The organism is Kibdelosporangium persicum (genome assembly GCF_013280595.1).
Lineage (GTDB): Bacteria > Actinomycetota > Actinomycetes > Mycobacteriales > Pseudonocardiaceae > Kibdelosporangium > Kibdelosporangium persicum.
In genome coordinates, this window is record NZ_JAAATY010000014.1 from 110,423 (window position 1) to 125,617 (window position 15,195).

General features: G+C 67.7%; 13 protein-coding genes. 8 read left to right on the forward strand and 5 right to left on the reverse strand.

From position 1 onward, the window contains the following. The first annotated feature begins 46 nt into the window (after positions 1-46). Both GC106_RS24515 and GC106_RS24520 read left to right on the forward strand, forming a co-directional pair. Positions 47-718, forward strand: a complete 672-nt coding sequence (locus GC106_RS24515; RefSeq protein ID WP_173135146.1) for an SDR family oxidoreductase — start codon at positions 47-49, stop codon at positions 716-718. A 26-nt stretch (positions 719-744) separates the two neighbouring features. Beyond that, positions 745-1,314 carry a TetR/AcrR family transcriptional regulator gene (locus GC106_RS24520; protein ID WP_173135149.1) on the forward strand — a complete coding sequence of 190 codons (570 nt, stop codon included), beginning with the start codon at positions 745-747 and terminating at the stop codon, positions 1,312-1,314. 28 nt (positions 1,315-1,342) lie between these two features. On the opposite strand, the gene GC106_RS24525 is transcribed toward GC106_RS24520, so the two are convergent. From GC106_RS24525 to GC106_RS24535, 3 genes are all read right to left on the reverse strand, one after another. After that, on the reverse strand, positions 1,343-3,214 hold the full coding sequence (locus tag GC106_RS24525; RefSeq protein ID WP_173135152.1) for a pectate lyase-like domain-containing protein: 1,872 nt from the start codon (positions 3,212-3,214) through the stop codon (positions 1,343-1,345). A gap of 246 nt (positions 3,215-3,460) precedes the next feature. After that, positions 3,461-4,381, reverse strand: a complete 921-nt coding sequence (locus GC106_RS24530; RefSeq protein WP_246366659.1) for a glycoside hydrolase family 16 protein — start codon at positions 4,379-4,381, stop codon at positions 3,461-3,463. A gap of 118 nt (positions 4,382-4,499) precedes the next feature. Beyond that, the gene (locus tag GC106_RS24535; protein ID WP_217280902.1) at positions 4,500-5,099 is read right to left on the reverse strand and encodes a hypothetical protein; all 600 of its coding nucleotides are present in this window, start codon (positions 5,097-5,099) and stop codon (positions 4,500-4,502) included. A gap of 93 nt (positions 5,100-5,192) precedes the next feature. On the opposite strand from GC106_RS24535, the gene GC106_RS24540 reads away from it, so the two are divergent. Further along, complete coding sequence (locus GC106_RS24540; protein ID WP_173135158.1) at positions 5,193-6,428, forward strand: helix-turn-helix domain-containing protein; 1,236 nt, start codon at positions 5,193-5,195, stop codon at positions 6,426-6,428. A gap of 5 nt (positions 6,429-6,433) precedes the next feature. On the opposite strand, the gene GC106_RS24545 is transcribed toward GC106_RS24540, so the two are convergent. After that, a complete protein-coding gene (locus GC106_RS24545; RefSeq protein WP_173135161.1) occupies positions 6,434-6,901 on the reverse strand; it encodes a MarR family winged helix-turn-helix transcriptional regulator in 468 nt (155 codons plus the stop codon). 81 nt (positions 6,902-6,982) lie between these two features. Here GC106_RS24545 and GC106_RS24550 point away from each other — a divergent pair, with 81 nt between their 5' ends. Continuing rightward, a complete protein-coding gene (locus GC106_RS24550) occupies positions 6,983-7,564 on the forward strand; it encodes an NADPH-dependent FMN reductase (protein WP_173135164.1) in 582 nt (193 codons plus the stop codon). A 160-nt stretch (positions 7,565-7,724) separates the two neighbouring features. Here GC106_RS24550 and GC106_RS24555 read toward each other — a convergent pair whose 3' ends face one another. Beyond that, positions 7,725-9,329 carry an ABC-F family ATP-binding cassette domain-containing protein gene (locus tag GC106_RS24555; protein ID WP_173135168.1) on the reverse strand — a complete coding sequence of 535 codons (1,605 nt, stop codon included), beginning with the start codon at positions 9,327-9,329 and terminating at the stop codon, positions 7,725-7,727. A gap of 435 nt (positions 9,330-9,764) precedes the next feature. Here GC106_RS24555 and GC106_RS24560 point away from each other — a divergent pair, with 435 nt between their 5' ends. The 4 genes from GC106_RS24560 to GC106_RS24575 all read left to right on the forward strand — a co-directional run bounded on the left by GC106_RS24560 (position 9,765) and on the right by GC106_RS24575 (position 15,195). After that, positions 9,765-10,484 carry an alpha/beta fold hydrolase gene (locus tag GC106_RS24560; protein WP_217280923.1) on the forward strand — a complete coding sequence of 240 codons (720 nt, stop codon included), beginning with the start codon at positions 9,765-9,767 and terminating at the stop codon, positions 10,482-10,484. A 189-nt stretch (positions 10,485-10,673) separates the two neighbouring features. Beyond that, positions 10,674-12,305, forward strand: coding sequence for a serine/threonine-protein kinase (locus GC106_RS24565; protein WP_173135174.1), 1,632 nt, complete (start codon positions 10,674-10,676; stop codon positions 12,303-12,305). A 57-nt stretch (positions 12,306-12,362) separates the two neighbouring features. Next, on the forward strand, positions 12,363-14,201 hold the full coding sequence (locus GC106_RS24570) for a fibronectin type III domain-containing protein (protein WP_173135176.1): 1,839 nt from the start codon (positions 12,363-12,365) through the stop codon (positions 14,199-14,201). A 43-nt stretch (positions 14,202-14,244) separates the two neighbouring features. Next, the gene (locus tag GC106_RS24575) at positions 14,245-15,195 is read left to right on the forward strand and encodes an AAA family ATPase (RefSeq protein WP_173135178.1); all 951 of its coding nucleotides are present in this window, start codon (positions 14,245-14,247) and stop codon (positions 15,193-15,195) included.

Genomic DNA, 15,195 nt, shown 5'->3' on the forward strand with positions numbered 1-15,195 from the left:
TCAATAGAGCTATCCTGGCCGCAGGAGAGAGACAGGAAGGACGATCATGGACTTCGAGAGGACCGTCGCGGTGGTCACCGGAGCGAACCGCGGCCTGGGCCGTCAGTTCGCGCAGCAGCTGGTCGAGCGCGGTGCCAAGGTGTACGCGGCCGTACGCCGGCCGGAAAGCGCCGACATCCCCGGCGTCACGCCGATCAGGTTCGACCTCACGGACCCGGCCTCGATCGAGGAAGTGGCCAAGGTCGCGAGCGACGCCACACTGTTGGTCAACAACGCGGGGATCTCGACGCACACGTCGCTGCTGACGGGCGACTTCGACAACGTCCGGCTGGAGATGGAGACGCACTACTTCGGCACGCTCGCCACGACGCGGGCGTTCGTGCCGGTGATCGAACGCAACGGCGGCGGTGCGGTGCTGAACGTGCATTCCATCCTGAGCTGGGTGCACATCGGAGGTGCCTACAGCGCGGCCAAGGCAGCCGGATGGGCGATGAGCAACGCGCTGCGCCAGGAACTCGCGCCCAAGGGCATCGGGCTCACGGCGCTGTACGTGGCCTACATGGACACTGACATGGCGTCCTTTGTGGCCCCTGAGGAAAAGGTCGACCCGGCCGCCGTCGCCAAAGCGGCCCTCGATGGTGTCGCGGCGGGCACGGCCGAGGTGCTCGGCGACGACAGGACGAGGTCGGCCAAGCAGAACCTGAGCGCCGCGCTCTAGGCTCTTCTCGGGGAAAGGAGCGATTCGTGGCGCGGCACAAGGAGTTCGATCCGGATGTCGCCCTTGACCGGGCGATGGAGATGTTCTGGGAGCGCGGCTACGAAGCCACCTCGGTGCAGGACCTGGTCGAGGGGATGGGCGTCGGGCGGCGCAGCCTGTACGACACGTTCGGCGACAAGCACGCGCTGTTCATGCGGGCGGTCAACCGGTACATCGAACTCCAGGAGGAGAGGGCGGCGACGGTGGCGAAGGCCCGCACCGCCCGTGACGCCATTCGCGAGCTGATCTCCGCCGTGCTGGTGCCCAACGCCCACCTCAAGGGCTGCATGCTGGTCAACGTCGCGACGGAGGTCGCCCCGCGCGACAGCCAGGCCGCACACCAGGTGGACCGGCACATGGTCAAGACCCGCGATTTTCTGCTCGACCTCGTCCGGCGTGGCCAGCAGGACGGCAGCGTCGGCAGCACCGCCAAGCCGGAGGCGTTGACCACCATGCTGGTCAACGCCTGGCTCGGGCTGCGGGTCGCCGTACGGTCCGGAGTGGACCGCAAACGCCTGCGCAAGGACATCGACGAGATCATCAGCCTGCTTGACTAGGCGCCCTGTAAGGCGCCTAGTCTTCGTGCTACGGGTACTGCTTGATGTAGACCGGCTGGCCGACCTTGGTCATGTCCGCCGCGTCCCCGACGCCGTTGACCACGTGGTCGATGATCCCGGCGCTGAGGTTGACGGTCATGATGTGGTGCAGCTTCACACCAGGCGTGTTCGGCACCTCGAACCCGTTCTCCGTGTGGATCTGCGGGTTGTTCTGGTTGAACACGTAGACGCCACCGCCGTGCAGTGTGTGGGTGCGGACCTTGTCGCCGACCTTGTACCCGGCGTAGCCCTCGACGCTGCCGTTCATCCAGTCGGCCTGCGTCGGCGGGTCGTACGGCAGTTCGTTCTGGTACAGGATCGTGGTGCCGTTCTCGCCGTTCCACGTGGTGTTGTGCTGCTGGAAGTGCTCGACGAACAGGCCGGTGGCGGTCACGTTGTCGCCGTTGACGACCGCGCCCTTGCGACCGGTGTTGGTGTTCCACCGCTGGGTGTCGGTGAAGCCCTCGACGCCGTGGTCAGCACGCCACACCCACGTGTGGTCGATCAACACGTTGTCACTGTTGATCTCCAGGGCGGTGTCGGTCTTGCCGACGTGCGGCCCGCCGACCCGGAAGTACACATCGGACAGCGTGGTCGGGTTCGACGGCGAGCTCCAGCCCCAGCCGTGCCGCTTGCCCACGCGCAGCAAGGCGGGCGATTCCCGCAGGCCCGCGTCGATCGTGACACCCGCGATCACGACACCGGGGACGTCACCGACCTCGAGCGGGACCGCGCCGCGCACAGCGGTGAGAGTGGCGTGACCGAGGCCGAGCACGACCGTGTTGGGCCACCTGACCTCGATGCTCCGGGCGATGTCGTACAGACCCGGCGTGAGCAGCAAGTTCTTGCCCAGCGCCAGATGCGCGTTGATCGTGTGCACGGAGTCGCCCGGCTTGGCGACGTAGAAGTCGCTGAGCGGGATCGTACGGCCGGGCGTCATGCCGTTGGCCCAGGAGACGCCACTGGTGTTCTTCTGGGCGTAGGGCACGCGCACGTTGTACTTGCCCTTGGCGTCGACGAACAGGTACGGCTTCTCACGGCTGACCGGTGTCTTCTCGATCGTCGTGTACGGCGGCGCCGGGAAGGCCGAGTCGTCCGGGGCGCCGACCACGCCGGAGAACACCTGGTTCCACACGCCGTTCGACCAGCTGGCGACCTCGCTGTTACGGGTCAGCCACTGCTGCTGCGAGCCGTTCGTCGTGGCGGGCAGCCTGGAGTCGGCGATGAACCCGCCGCTGGCGTACTGCGGGCCGTCGGTGCAGTAGTCCATCAGCGACAGACCGCCGCCCGCGATGTTCACCCGCCGCACGGACACGGCCTGGGAGACCGCCCAGAAGTTCGCCGACGAGCGGCAGCCGTCCTGGCCCTTGGCGTTGATGTTGAGCGACAGGTTGGACAGCGTGCGCCAGAAGTTGACCAGCGCGAGGCAGTTCGGGCCGGCGTTGTTCAGGCAGCGGTTGTAGACCTCGATCTTGCCGTTGATCACGACATCGGTCGGGGACGCGCCGAGACCGGAGACCTCGGTGTAGTAGCCGACCTTGATCTGCAACGGCTTGTCCGCGGTGCCGTACGTGCCGGGCCTGAAGAGGTAGGCGTACCGCGTGGTGCCCATCTCGTTGTCGACCTGCTTGGCATGCGTGGCGTCCAGAGTCGCCTGGATCTGCTCGACCGGCATGCTCGGGTCGAAAATGGTGACGTTGGGACCGAAGTCCACCGCGCCGCCGCGCCGTTCGGTCCGCGGGTCCGCTCCGGCGGCGGTGCCCGCGGCGGTGACGAGGGCGAGGCCGAGCACCAGCGCCCGGCCCAGTCTGGATAAGTGCGTGTGAGCGCTCCCACGCGCCCGGTGGTGCACGACCGTCATCGACCTGCCTGTTCTCCAGGCCCGCTCGGCGGCTGACGAGAGAGCGCTCTCTCACGCTGGCCGTCGTGCCGGGCGACGGATGGAGGGAATGGATATTTCTACCCCGTGGATCGGTTCGGCGCCATGCCCCGATGGGCCGTTTGTGGTCGACGAGATCGGTCGCGCGTCCGGTGGAAACCGGCAACCGCACTGTCCACTGTGTCCGCCGGTGGCCCGGTCCCCGGACGGGGGCCGGGCCCGCGGATGTCAGGGTCGTGTCCACACCGCGACGTAGTCGACCACCATCGGCCGTCCCGGCGTGGTCTCCGGCACCGGAGTCCCCCGTCCCGCGACACCGTTGGGGAACGCGCCGCCCATCGCGACGTTCAGCAGGATGAAGTAGCCCTGATGGGACGTCATGTTGTTCCAGGACGTGGCATCCATCTGGTCCTGCCGCACAGTGTGGTACTGCTGGCCGTCGACGTACCACCGCAGCTGGTTCGGGCTGACCGACCGGTCCCACTCGAACCGGTACGTGTGGAAGGTGCTCTGGCACGTGCTGCCAGGGCACGCACGGGAGGCGCCGAGGCCGTTGGTCTCGTTGCACGGACCGCCCGGGTTCACGCCGCAATGCAGCACGCCCCAGACACTGTTGATGCCGTTGACGTTCTCCATGACGTCGAACTCGCCGATCGACGGCCAGTTCCAGTAGTTGCCGCGGTACGGGGCGCCAAGGGCCCAGAACGCGGGCCAGTAACCGAGCGCGGCCGTGCCCGTGATGTCGGGCATCTGGATACGGCCCTCCATGCGCAGGATTCCGCCCGCGGGCGCCTTGAAGTTCGACCGCCGGGTCTCGATGCGCGCGGACGTCCACTCGCCGCTGCCCGACCGCTGCGGGGTGATCCGCAGGTTGCCGGTGCCGTCAAGGCGGAGATTGGCGATGTCGGCGGTGTAGCGCTGGATCTCGCCGGTGCCCCAGTTGCCCGGGCCGCCCGGGTAGCCGTGACCCAGGTCGATGATCCACTCGTTCTGGTTGGGCAACGTGTTGTTCGGGCCGGTGAAGTCGTCGCCCCACGCCAGCGTCCAGCCGGGCGGGGTCGGCGGGATCGCCGCCTGCGCCGGGCCCGCCAGCGGGACGACCAGCAGGATCGCGGCGCTCAGCAAGGCCAGCCGTGATTTTCGAGCCATGATTGACCTCTCTGTCATTCGTGGCTTGCAGGGTCCGTCCATGGAAGCGCTCTCACCGCCGGATGTCAACGTGACGGCGGAACCGACGGCTGGAACTCGTCGGATTCCTGCTGTTCGGTCAGACGATGGAACACCCGCGCAACTCCCGCAGCAGGCTGGCAGCCACAACCCATTGGATCGCCGGATCATCGAAGCCGACGGTCCGCTTCCCCGTGGGGATGGGGGACGGGTGGCCGCTCCTGTACACCATGCCGTAGACGCCGACCACCGGTGATTCCTTGGCGAGAACCACGACGGAGCTTTTTCGCAATGCCGGGCAGAGGCGGTTCGATGTCGCAACGCACGGCAGACAGACAGGTGGTTCGGTCACGGCCATCCGCTCGGGCCAGTCTGTCCAGTCTTCACGGTGGTCCTGGAGCAGCCAGAGCGCGCCATCTCTGGAGCATGTCGATGGGCCACCGCATACCTGGCAGAGCATCCGGCGCATCGCTCGGCGTTGCCGGTATGGATGAACTCTGCCGAACAATGGCCGTCCTTCTCGAGGACGTGACTTCGTGCGAAGCCAGAGAACGTGGTCGTCATCCCGGTCGACGACTGATTCATCCGCGTAGGCGATGCCGAAACCCCGCCGCTCGACCAGGTCATGGTCCAGGCAAGACTCTTCACTCCATTCGGTGATGTATGGCGCGACGATGCCCGGTTGGGCGACAGACGTCATTCTTCCCCTCCTTGACCTGTGGCTGGTCCGAGGACGATAAGGAACGAAATTCGGTGTCACCCCAACAAATTGTTGGGTCGCTACGCTGGATGTATGCGGCTTGATGACGACACCACTGTCGGCGAGCGGATCGCCTACTACCGCAAGCGGCGAGGCATGACGCAACAGGTGCTGTGTGGTCTCGTCGGTGGGCGGTCGACCGAATGGTTGCGGCAGATCGAGAACGGTCAACGGCAGGTTGACAAACTGTCGACGATCGTCGCGGTCGCGGCGGCGCTCAAGATCAGCCCTTCCGCGCTGTTGCCGGGCCCGTTCCGGTCTCGGCCCACTGGTGGCGGATCTGTCGGAACGGCTCCGGACTACGTTCCGGAAATTGAAGCCGCGATGTTGCGCTACGACGGTATCGCTACTTTGATCGGTGTGTCGGACCATCAGGTCTCGTCCGCGGAGCACCTTCGAATGCGCGTCGAGCGGGCATTCGTCTGTTCGCAGACCGAGCAGTGGTCGGATATGGCCCCGATGATTCCGGACATGATCGCCGACGCCTGGCACCTGGTGCACGCCGCCCGAACCGAAGAGGACCGAGTGCGGGCCTACGAGTTGCAAGCCCTGGTGTACCGGGTGACGTCGGGGATGCTGGATCGCCTTGGTGAGACGCATCTGCCGTGGGTGGCCGCGGAGCGGTCCATGTACGCCGCGGAGCAGACTGGGGACCCGTTGCTGATCGCTGGCGGCGCTTGGCGGCTCGCGGTCGTGTTGCGACATGCGGGCCGGTTGATGGAATCGACCGATGCTCCCCTTGCTGCCGCCGATGCGTTGCGGTCCACACTCGACACACCGCAGGCGTACAGCGTCTACGGTGCCTTGATGCTCAAAGGCGCGGTCGGTGCGGCCACCTTGGGTGATCACCGGGGAGCCAACGACTACCTGGCGGAAGCCTCGAAGGCGGCGGACGTCATCGGCGACCGCAACGACCACTGGTTCGCCTTCGGCCCGACGAACATCGCGATTCATCGGGTGTGGTTGTCTCTGGAGCTCGGTGATCCGCGGCGTGCGATCGAGCAGGCCGCCGTCGTGCCGCACGAACGGCTTCCCCGCGAGCTGGCCGAGCGGCGGACCTCGCACCTGATCACCGTGGCGTGGGCGCACTACCTGCGTAAGCACGACCGGGAGGCGCTGAGCGCGTTGCAGGCGGCACGGTCGGCGGCGCCCGAGCAACTGCTGTTCACCCGGCGAGTTCATTCCATGGTGCGGGACATGCTCCGCCGTGAACGGCGATCGGTGCGGGTTGATCTGCGGGAACTTGCCGGGTTCGTCGGAGTGGCGTGAGCCGCTCAGTGGTCTTCGGTGCGGGCGATGATCTTGTCGGAGGCTGCCTTGATGGCGTCGAGGGCCGATTTGTCGAGGGCGTCGATGACGAGGGTGCGGACGGCCGTCACGTGGCCGGGGGCCGCGCGGACGAGGTGTTCCCAGCCGGCGTCGGTCAGGATCGCGTTGGTGTACCTGCCGTCGGTGGGGTCGGGCTCGCGGCGGACCAGGCCGCGCTTCTCCAGGCGCTTGATCAGGTGTGACATCCGGGACAGCTCCGCGTTGACGAACACCGCCAGCTCGCTCATCCGCATCGTGCGGTTCGGCGACTCGGACAGGCCGGCCAGTGCGTAGTACTCGACGAAGCTGAGCTGGGAGTCGCGTTGTAACTGGCTGTCCAGTGCCGTCGTCAGCCTGGACATCATCAGCGAGAACGACCGCCAGGCCTGTAGCTCGTCCGGGTTCAGCCAGCGCGGCTCGGGTGTGGCGGGCATGACACCAGTGTACGGTTCGCTTGAACTTTCAAGTCATGCTACGTTTTGGGTGAGAGTTCAACTATCGATGGGGATTTTCCGATGAGTGATCTCAAGATCGCGGTCATCCTGGGCAGCACCCGCCCCGGCCGCAACGGCAAAGCTGTCGCCGACTGGGTCATCGAGCAGGCCGGGACCCGGGCCGACGCCGACTACGAGCTGATCGATCTGCTCGACTACCCGTTGCCGCACATGGACGAGGCCATTCCGCCGTCCATGGGGCAGTACACCAACGAGCACACCAAGGCGTGGGCCGCGAAGATCGACTCGTACGACGGCTTCGTCTTCGTCACGCCCGAGTACAACCACTCCACATCCGGTGTGCTGAAGAACGCCCTGGACTACCTCTACGCCGAGTGGAACAACAAGGCGGCCGCGTTCGTGAGCTACGGCTCGCTGGGCGGCGCGCGGGCGATCGAGCACCTGCGGGCTGTATCCAGCGAGCTGCAGCTGGCGCACGTCCGTCAGCAGCTCAGCTTCTCGCTGTTCACCGACTTCGAGAACTTCTCCGTCTTCCGCCCGGCCCCGCTGCACAACAACAGCGTTCAGGTCATGTTCGACCAGCTGGAGTCATGGACGCGGGCGATGAAGAGCGTGCGCCAGTCCGCTGCCGCTGTGGCCTAGGCCGTGTTTCAAATGCCCGATCGCGATAGCCGGGCCGGATGCGGCCCCTGACGCCACCGCGGGACCGCCCAAAGACAACCAGTATTCGCGGCGATCCCGCGGCGACGCCAGGAACCGCCCCGATCCCGACTCTCATCGACCGGGACATTCGAAACACGACCTAGACCGGACCGGTTTCGGTGAGCCTGCCGTCGGCCATCCGCAGCCAACGGTTCACGCCCACGTCGGCGAGGAACCGGTCGTCGTGGCTGACCACGATGAAGGCGCCCTGGTAGGCGTTGAGCGCACTGGTCAGTTGCTCGACGCTGACCAGGTCGAGGTTGTTGGTCGGCTCGTCGAGCAACAGCAGTTGCGGTGCGGGTTCGGCGCGCAGCACGCACAACAGCGTCGCCCGCAGGCGTTCACCACCGGACAGCGCCCTGACCGGGAGGTTGGCACGCTCGCCGCGGAACAGGAAGCGGGCCAACAGGTTCATCATGTCCGAGCGTGGCAGTTGTGGCGCGAAGGACTGCAGGTTGTCCATGGTGGACCTGTCGAGGTCGAGCAGGTCCAGCTTCTGCGACAGGTACGCCACCCGGCCTTCGGCGCGGGTCATCAGTCCGCCGTCCGGCGTGAGCAGCCCGGCGATCAGGCGCAGTAATGTCGATTTGCCGACGCCGTTGGCGCCGGTCAGCGCGATGCGTTCCGGGCCGCGGATCGACAGATCCACGCCGTCGTCGCCGAACAGTGAACGGACCTGCATGCGCTGGCCGTGGAACACGGTCCTGCCCGCGGGAACCGTCGTGTCGGGCAACGACAGGGCGATGGTCTGGTCCTCCCGCAACGCCCGGTCCGCCTCGTCCACTTTGGCTTTGGCGGCGTCGAGCCGTTGTGAGTGCATGATGTCCGCTCGGCCCGCGGACTCCTGCGCCCGTCGTTGCAGGCCGCCCTTGATGATTCGCGGGATGTCCTGATTGGTCCGTGCGCCGGTCGCGGCCCGGCGCGCGGCACGTTCCCGGGCCTGCTGCAACTCCCGCTTCTCCCGCTTGAGCTCCTGCTCGGCGTTGCGCAGGTTCTTCTCCGCGATTTCCCGCGCCGCTTGCCTGGCGGCCTCGTAGTCACTGAAGTTGCCGCCGTGGAAGCGCAGCTCGCCGTGGTGCAGTTCGGCGATCCGCTCCATCCGGTCGAGCAGTGTCCGGTCGTGGCTGACCAGCAGCAGGCAGCCCTTCCAGTCGCCGAGCACGTCGGTCAACCGGCGCCGGGCGTCCCGGTCGAGGTTGTTCGTCGGCTCGTCCAGCAGCAGCACGTCTGGTTGTTTCAGCAGTTGCGCGGCCAGGCCGAGGGAGACGATCTGGCCGCCGGACAACGTGCCGATCCGCCGGTCGAGCGACACGTCACCCAGGCCGAGCCGGTCGAGTTCGGCGCGGGCCCGTTCCTCGATGTCCCAGTCGTTGCCGATGACGGTGAAGTGCGCCTCGCTGGGGTCACCCGATTCGATGGCCCTCAGGGCGTGCACGACCGGCGCGATCTCGAGCACCTCCGCCACAGTCGGCTCGCCGGTCAGCGGCAGCGTCTGCGGCAGGTACCCGAGCACGCCGTCGACCGCGACCGATCCGCTGAGCGGCTCGTACTCGCCGGCGATCAGTTTGAGCAGGGTGCTCTTGCCCGCGCCGTTCGGCGCGACCAGGCCGGTGCGGCCGGATCCGACGGTGAAACCCAGGTCCTGGAACACCGGGGTGCCGTCGAACCAGGAAAAGGACAGGGCAGAGCAAACGATCTTGGACATGGTGCGGCTCTCGTCTACGAGTGTGAAGAGGACATGGCTGAGCACCGCGGTGTGCCCCACCGCGGATCAGGCTCCGCTCACCCTGAGATGTCGTCCTCGACCACGAGCACGCCCGTGACTCCTCACATCGTCCGACTGATCATCGAATGTAGCAGCCACGAGGCCACCACCTCGTGAGTGTTTATCCGGGTTAGAACACCGACAAACGCTCACGAGGGAACCTGCGCAGGTCGGTGGGGCTATGACCTGAATTACATCGTGCACGACCTTTCCTGCGGCGACCCTGGGTGCTAACTTCAGTCGTGTACAACTTAGTTGGGCACAAACTAATTGGAGGGCATTGAGATGGGCAAGATCAAGAGGTTCGTGGCGATGGGTGCGGCCGCTGTCTTCGCCACGGCGGTCCTGCTGCCGCTGGCCGCTTCGGCCGCGCCGATGGAGAACAAGGCGCCGAAGCCGACGGTGGTCCTGGTGCACGGTGCCTTCGCCGAGTCGTCGAGCTGGAACGGGGTCATCGCTCGGTTGCAGCGGCGCGGTTACCAGGTCGTCGCGGTGGCGAACCCGTTACGCAGCCTGCACGGCGACGCGGACTACCTGCGGAACGTGCTGGCGGGCATCGAAGGCCCGGTCGTCCTGGCTGGACACTCGTACGGCGGACAGGTCGCCACTGAGGCTGCGGCAGGCAACGCGCAGGTCAAGGCGCTGGTGTACGTGGCGTCCTTCGCGCCGGAGATCGGTGAGTCCGCGCTGGAGCTGTCCAACAAGTTCCCGGGCAGCACGCTCGGCCCGACCCTGAACTCGATCCCGCTGGGTGACGGCAGCAACGACCTGTCGATCAAGCCGGACAAGTTCCGCGCCCAGTTCGCCGCGGACGTCGACAAGGACGAGGCCGCCCTGATGGCCGCGACCCAGCGGCCGATCCGGGACGTGGCCCTGTCGGAGGGCGCGCACAAGGCCGCCTGGAAACAGATCCCGTCGTGGTTCCTGATCCCGGCCGCCGACAAGAACATCCCGGCCGCGGCGCAGCACTTCATGGCCGACCGGGCCGAGGCGCGTGACGTCGTCGAGGTGCGGGGCGGCTCGCACGCCATCGCCGTGTCCGAGCCTGGGGTGGTGGCGGACGTGATCCTCGACGCCGCCAAGTCTGTCCGATAAGGACACTTGGCAGGGGTCCGTGCGCAGGCACGGGCCCCTTTTTCACGCCGGGCCCGGCCGTACGGCGCCGAGGAATCGCCGGCCGGACCGTCGACCACGAGGTCAGCGGCGTGGGGCACGCGGCCGCATCCGGAGGTCACGTCCCCCTTTCACACATCAGTCGTAAGAGGTGGTAGGTACATTGCTTTTGTGACTGAGGGCGAGGGGAAGCTCGTCGGCGGGCGTTATCGCTTGGCGAAGGAGCCGATCGGCCATGGCGGTATGGGTGCCGTGTGGCGTGCGCACGACGAGTACCTGCACCGTGACGTGGCGATCAAGGAACTCACGCTGCGCGAGTCGTACGGACCCGGCGAGTCCGAGTCGGCCGTGCGGCGGATGCTCCGTGAGGCGAGAGCCGCGGCGAAACTCAGGCACCCGGGCATCGTCACCGTGCACGACGTGGTGACCGAGGACGGCCTGCCGTGGATCGTGATGGAACTGATCGAGGGCCGGTCCCTCGCCGACATCCTCAACACCGACGGGCCGCTGCCGATCGAGCAGGCCGCGCAGGTGGGGCTGCAGGTGCTGCGGGCGCTGGACGCCGCGCACCAGCGGGGCGTGCTGCACCGGGACGTCAAACCCGGCAACATCATGATCGACGGCGAACGGGTCGTGCTGACCGACTTCGGGATCGCGGTGATGGACGGCGCGTCCGCGCTGACCGGCACCGGGCAGATGCCCGGTTCGCCGGAGTTCATCGCGCCGGAACGAATCGACGGGCGCGAAGCCACGCGAGCGGCGGACATCTGGTCCGTGGGCGTCACGTTGTACAGCGCGGTGGTCGGCCGGTCCCCGTTCAAGCGCAACGACATCCAGAGCACCCTGGCCGCGGCGGCGTCGCGTGAGCCGGACCCGGACCCGCGGATCGGCCGGTTGTGGCCGGTCATCCAGGGCCTGCTGCGCAAGCAACCGGCCGAGCGGATGGCGGCGACCGACGCGATCGACCGGCTGGTCAAGATCGCCGGCCCGATGACCGTGCGCACCGACCAGCCGAAGGCCCCTGCCGGACCCGAGACCTGGATCGACGTCCCGTCCGACCAGATCACGATCGTGGACGAGACCACGCCGAACACCCGGACCGCGCCGCCGCTGCTGCCCGTCTACCAGGCACCGGCCGTGCACGGGGACATCACGCTCGATCCCATTCCGCTGAAGCCGCCCAGGAAGCACCGCGGGCTCGTGATCAGCCTCGGTGCGTTGCTCGTGGTGGCGATCGCGGTCGTCGTGGTCGCGTTGACCGGCAAGCCGCCGCCCGTGGCGCAGGAGAAGCCGCAACAGCCGACCTCGACCACGCCACCACGGCCGAAAGTGCCCCTTGTCGAGCAGCGGGAGGTGCTGGGCTTCACGATCGGCGTGCCGGCGGACTGGACCCGCAGCGACTCGACGCAGGACACGCTGAGCGACGTGCTGTACGTCGGGAAGACGTCCGACCCGAAGGTCGGCGCGCCGGAGATCCAGATCCGGCGGGACAACGCCGGCGGTACGGCGACGCCCAAGGCGTACATCGAGGCGCTGGAGAAGAACGTCGCCACGGCCCGGGAGAACCTCGACTTCCAGCCCCACTTCAAGAACGACAACCAGTTGGAGTACGAGTACCGGACCGCGTCGGGTGACGTCTGGTTCCACGTCATGATCCGGGTCGCGGGTCAGAAGGACGGTGCGCTGTACATACTGCGGTTCACCCAGCACGCCGCCGACCGCAACACGTTGCGGGCCGCGTGGGACTCGGTTCGGCCGGTCGCCGTCGAGATGTTCGACAGCTTCCGCCTCAACACGACCTGACGTGCGAAGACGACGGTTCGGGAGCCCTCCCGAACCCCGGGAGGTAGCTTGCGAACCGTGCTGAAGCGGAGCCGGTCATACGCGCTTGTCGCCGCGCTGGTCGCGGGCGCGCTCGTCGCCGCCCTGACCGGGGCGGCCACGCCGTTGCCCGGCGGCCAGTTTTCCCTGAGCGGTCACTGGGTGTTCAACTCGCTGTTGCAGGTGGCGTTCCACATCGACGGCGCGACCACGAACATCGACGCCCACGCCGAGGTGCAGGGCGAGCCGGGCAGCCAGGTCGTGCAGGGCGACACCCACGGGTACGTCGTGGGGCCCGCCACGATCACCCAGTTCGACAAGGCGACTCTGGCGTCACAGCAGAGCATCAGCCCGCCCGCCAACGAACAGCCGGTCGGCATCGAGGTCGTCGGCGGACCGTACCTGGTCTACCGCAACGCCGGGAAAATCGTGCGGCTCGGTGACCCGCCGACGATCATCACGGTCGGTGGCGCGGTCAGCACGCCCGTCGTCACCTCCGACGGCACGATGTGGCTGCACCGCCAGGATGTCGGCCAAATCTGCACGCTCGCCAAGGACGCGGGCCAGATCGCCGGCTGCCCGATCGGTGTCCCGGCCGGACACCCCGGCGCGCTGACCATCGTGGACGAAAAGCCCGTGTTCGTGGACACGTTCGGCGGGACACTGCACGTCATCGACGGTGGCAAGCTCGGCGCGGGCGTGCCGGTCGGAGCGCCGCTGTCGCCCAACGCGCGGGCGGCCACGCACGATCTCGGCGGGCGTGCGGCCATTCTGGACCCACAGCGGCAGACCCTGCTGCTCGCGGACACACGGAACCCGCCAGGCAAGCCGGTCACGGTCGCGTTGCCCACCGGCGACTACGACGGCCCGGTGTCGACAGGTGACGTGGTCGTCCTGGTGGACAGGCAAAGCGGCAACGTGTTGACGTACACGCCCGAAGGCGTCCGCAAGGACACCAAGCCCGTCACGCGCAAGAGTGGACAGCCGCGGCTGAGCCGTGGTGAGGACAACCGGGTGTACGTCGAGGACAGTGACGGCACTCAGGTTCTGGTGGTGGCCAAGGACGGCGACGTCCGGGACGTGTCCACGGCACAACGACAGGAACCGACGGGACCACCCGCGCCTCCGCCGCCGACCCCCGGTACGTCGACGGAAGCTCCTGTCGCGGCACCGCCACCCGCGCCGCCCACGCAACAGCAACCACCGAGGCAGCAGCAGCCCCCGAGGCAACAACAACCGCCCAGGCAGCAGACGGAAAGGCCACGCCAACCGGCGCCGCCTCCGCCGATCCCGGCGGGTCGCCCTGGTGCCCCGGCTTCGGTGTCGGCCGCGGCAGGCAACGGTTCCGCGACGGTGAACTGGGGCGCCGCACCGGACAACCGGGCGAACATCACGGCATACCAGGTGACTTGGCGCGGCAGCACAGGTCAGACTGGGTCCATGACCGTGGGTGGGGGAGCGCGCCGGACCACCGTGAACGGCCTGAGCAACGGCGTGAGCTACGTGTTCACCGTCGCCGCGACCAACAGGGTGGGCACCGGTCCGGGTGCGTCGGCTGCCGCCGTGACACCGACCGCGCCTGTCTCCGTTGCCGAGGCACCTGGCAACTTGAAGGCGACCTACGACGTGGACGACCGGCCGACCCGGGACGTGACGCTCACCTGGCGGCGGCCGGCCCTCAACGGCGGCACTCTGCTGTACTACCAGGTCACCGCGACCGGGTACGCCACCCAGCAGGTGCAGGGGACCTCGGTGACGTTCGATCAGGTCGAGGCGAGCAAGGTTGTTACCTTCACGGTCCGGGCGATCACCAGGGCCCCGGACGGCCGGACGCTGACCGGCCGGGCCGCGACCGCGGTCCACCGGGACTCGCAGTGACCGCGGGCGGCGGCAAGACGAGAGCATGTGTCTGGAGGAGTGGATGAGCGTGTCGGCGGGCGAGGTCTACGAGCGGGTCGCGGCCAACGTGCAGCGCGTCCTACGGGGCAAGCCGCAGGTCGTCCGGCTGGCGGTGGCCGCGCTGCTCGGTGAGGGACACCTGCTCATCGAGGACGTCCCCGGTCTGGGCAAGACCACCCTGGCCCGGTGCCTGGCGCGCAGCGTCGGCGGCAGCTGGAACAGGATCCAGTTCACGCCCGACCTGCTGCCCGGCGACATCACGGGCGTGCAGGTGTACCACCAGAACGACGAGAAGTTCGCGTTCCACCCCGGTGGCGTGTTCGCCAACATCGTGCTGGCCGACGAGATCAACCGCGGGACGCCGAAGACCCAGTCGGCGTTGCTGGAGGTGATGGCCGAGCGGCGGGTCACCGTCGACTCGGTGCGGCACGAGGTGCCGCGGCCGTTCCTGGTGATCGCGACGCAGAACCCGATCGAGATGGCCGGGACGTACCGGCTGCCGGAGGCGCAGCTGGACCGGTTCCTGATGCGGCTGCAGATCGGCTACCCGGACCTCGCGTCCGAGGTGATGGTGATCCTGAGCGACTGCGCCGGGGTCGATCCGGACGAACTGCCCGCGGTGGTGGACATCCCGACGTTGCAGGCGGCCGTCGCCGAGGTGCGGGCGGCACGTGTGCACACCGCTGTCGTCGAGTACGCGGCGACGATCGCGGCCGCGACCCGTCAGCACGGGGATCTGCGTTACGGCGCAAGCCCTCGCGGCAGCATCGCGTTGGTGCGTGCGGCGCAGGCTCTCGCGGCGACGTACGGGCGCGGCTACGTGACTGTCGACGACATCAAGGAAGTCGCGCATCCCGTGCTCGAACACCGGCTCATCCTGACTCCGGACGCCGAGCTGCGGCAGCGCCGGGCCGAGGACATCGTGCGGGAGTTGCTGAACGAGATCCCCGTGCCGGTCAACACAGGGGCCTGA